Annotated in this window: 2 protein-coding genes and 2 pseudogenes; 3 read left to right on the forward strand and 1 reads right to left on the reverse strand. The window is 74.6% G+C overall.

Features of this window, described 5'->3' with window-relative positions; genetic code table 11:
* The first annotated feature begins 155 nt into the window (after window positions 1-155).
* The 3 genes and pseudogenes from ACFQ87_RS45710 (at window position 156) to ACFQ87_RS45720 (ending at window position 1,709) form a co-directional block, all read left to right on the forward strand.
* Window positions 156-632: a hypothetical protein gene (locus tag ACFQ87_RS45710; RefSeq protein ID WP_380616966.1), complete on the forward strand. Its 477-nt coding sequence runs from the start codon at window positions 156-158 to the stop codon at window positions 630-632.
* Between the two features lie 3 nt (window positions 633-635).
* Window positions 636-842: pseudogene (locus ACFQ87_RS45715) on the forward strand (phosphatase PAP2 family protein); the annotation flags it as partial.
* Between the two features lie 153 nt (window positions 843-995).
* On the forward strand, window positions 996-1,709 hold the full coding sequence (locus ACFQ87_RS45720) for a ricin-type beta-trefoil lectin domain protein (RefSeq protein ID WP_380616967.1): 714 nt from the start codon (window positions 996-998) through the stop codon (window positions 1,707-1,709).
* A gap of 81 nt (window positions 1,710-1,790) precedes the next feature.
* Here ACFQ87_RS45720 and ACFQ87_RS45725 read toward each other — a convergent pair.
* A pseudogene (locus tag ACFQ87_RS45725) lies at window positions 1,791-2,345 on the reverse strand (AfsR family transcriptional regulator); the annotation flags it as partial.

Below are 2,345 nucleotides of genomic sequence, written 5' to 3' on the forward strand. Positions count from 1 at the left end.
CGCTTCGGGCGCGACGCCGCCGCTGCGCCGAACGGGCGAGGGTCGGTGACCTGCGCGCTGCGCTCGGCACGCGGCGGTCGGCGCCCGCCGGTTACGGTGACCGGACCGGAGGGCGCCGACGGCGCCTCAGCGGACCAGGCGAAGCAGGGGAGTCGATGACGAAGGCGGCGGGCCGCGGTCCGCGCAACCTCGCGCGGGTCGCGTTGCTGTGCGCGGTGGCCGCCCTCGTGGTGCTGGCGTTCACCGGGCTGCACGGGCTGCACGGGCTGCTGGTGCTGCTCGCCGAGGTGGTCGGGCTCGTGCTGGTGGCCGTCGGCGCGTGGTGGGCGCTGGCCTACCGCGGGGTGGCTCGGGTGGTCGGCGCGGTGCTCGCGGTCGCCGCGCCGGTCGGGGTGATCGCGCTGGCGGTCGTCTTGGAGGTGCTGCTGCCGGTGACGGTGGCGCTCGCCCTCTGGTTCGCCGGGCTGGCCCTGGCCCGCTCGGCGCTGCGGGCGGCCCGGCCGCCCAAGGCGATGCCCGAGCGGGAGGCCCCGGCGCCCCGGCGGCCGGTGCTGATCATGAACCCGAAGTCCGGCGGCGGCAAGGTTGAGCGCTTCCAACTGGTCAGCAAGGCAAAGGAGTTGGGTGCCTAGGTGACCGCCTCGGCCTTCGCGCTGGCGACCGCCGTCGGGACGGTGCTGCCCCCGGCCTCGGTCCCGTTGGGGATGTTCGCGTGTGCGGTGGGCTACTCGCGGGTGCACTGCCCCGGCGACGTCATCGTCGGGGCGGTGCTGGGCTCGGCGTGCGCGTCGCTGGTGCTGGCGACGGGCCGCAAGGTGCTCGTGTCCGGCGAGCGGGGCTGACGCGGCCGCTGTGATCAGCTGGCGTGAACAAGTTCTGGACAAAGCTTTCACAACAGTTGACGGTCCATCATCACATCCCCCACGCTGGGCGACACCGACCATGCACTCCACACACCCGGTCGGTCCGCGTCCACCGGAAGGGGTCCCCCTCGCATGCGCCGAACCTTCGCCGCCTTACTGACCGCCCTGCTCGCCCTGGTGGGTGTCGCCGTCCTGCCGTCCGTCGCGCAGGCCGACACCCCCGGCAACTGCACCACCGGCCGAGGTGCCGGGATAGCCACCGCGAGCTGCGGCAACGTCCCGGCCGGCACCGTCTGGCACGTCGAGACGGTCTGCTTCTACATCGTCCAAGACCAGCCGTTCACCTACTGGGTCGCCGGCAACACCGTGGTCGGCGACGGGACGTCCAGGTCGGTCTGCCGCCCCGGTGACATCGCCACCGACACCATCCGCCCGGTCGTCATCGGCATGCAGGGCAAGCAGGGCCGCCTGGTCGGCTACGGCGGCAAGTGCGTGGACATCGCCCACGGCAGCACCAACGTCGCCACCCCGGTGCAGATCTACGACTGCAACGGCACCGGCGCCCAGTGGTGGACCCTGGGCCTGGACAACTCCGTGCGCGCCCTCGGCATGTGCCTGAACGTGGTGTGGGGCAGCCCCGACAGCCCCAACGGCACCAAGGTCGAGATCTACGACTGCGTCGGCAGCCAGGGCGAGCAGTGGGTCCCGCAGCCCGACGGCTCGCTGAAGAACGTGCTGACCGGCAAGTGCCTGGACGAGCTCGGCTTCAACACCGCCAACCGCACTCAGCTGGGCATCTGGGACTGCAACGGCCTGGACAACCAGAAGTGGGTCCTCACTCCCTGACGTTGAACGCCGCTCGGCGGGGGCCCGCCTCCCCGGAGAGGCCGGACCCGCCGAGCGGCGCTACCGGCTTCCGTCCGGGCGTCAGCGCCGTCCGGGCAGGGGCGTCGTGGCGGGGTGGGCGGGCAGGGCGTGCAGGGCCGCGTCGGCCGCCGCCTCGCCGTCGCCGTACTGGTGGGCCCGGGCGGAGCGCAGGGCGGCGTCGAGGTGGAGCGCGGCCTCCTCCGGGTGGCCGGTGGCGGCGAGCGCGCGGCCGTAGAGGGTCTGCAGCACGACCCGGCGGGTGACCGGGAAGGGCGGCTCGGCGAGGGCCAGGCCGCGGGCGGCGTGGTGGGCGGCCTGCTCGGGGTCGCCGGCCGCCAGGCACTGGTCGGCCAGGTGCTGGCGGGCCAGCGCGACGAGGTCGGCGCGGTCGGCCTGTTCGGCCAGCGTGAGGGCCTCGGTCAGCAGGGCGCGCACCCGCGCCGGCCCGCCCTGCCGTGCGTCGTGGCCGTACCGGGCGAGGGCGACGGCCAGGTTGGCCAGGGCGACGGCCTGCGCGGTGCGGTCGCCGGCCAGGGCGGCGAGGCCGGGCGCCCGCTCCAGGTGGACGAGGGCCTCCTCGGGCCGGTCCTCCTCCAGCAGGACCCAGCCCAGCAG

The organism is Kitasatospora sp. NPDC056531 (assembly GCF_042794375.1).
Classification (GTDB): Bacteria; Actinomycetota; Actinomycetes; order Streptomycetales; family Streptomycetaceae; genus Kitasatospora.

Bases quoted from the DNA above. Each gene is read 5' to 3' on its own strand.
- ACFQ87_RS45710 (WP_380616966.1), top strand. From the start codon at position 156: ATGACGAAGGCGGCGGGCCGCGGTCCGCGCAACCTCGCGCGGGTCGCG.
- ACFQ87_RS45720 (WP_380616967.1), top strand. From the start codon at position 996: ATGCGCCGAACCTTCGCCGCCTTACTGACCGCCCTGCTCGCCCTGGTG.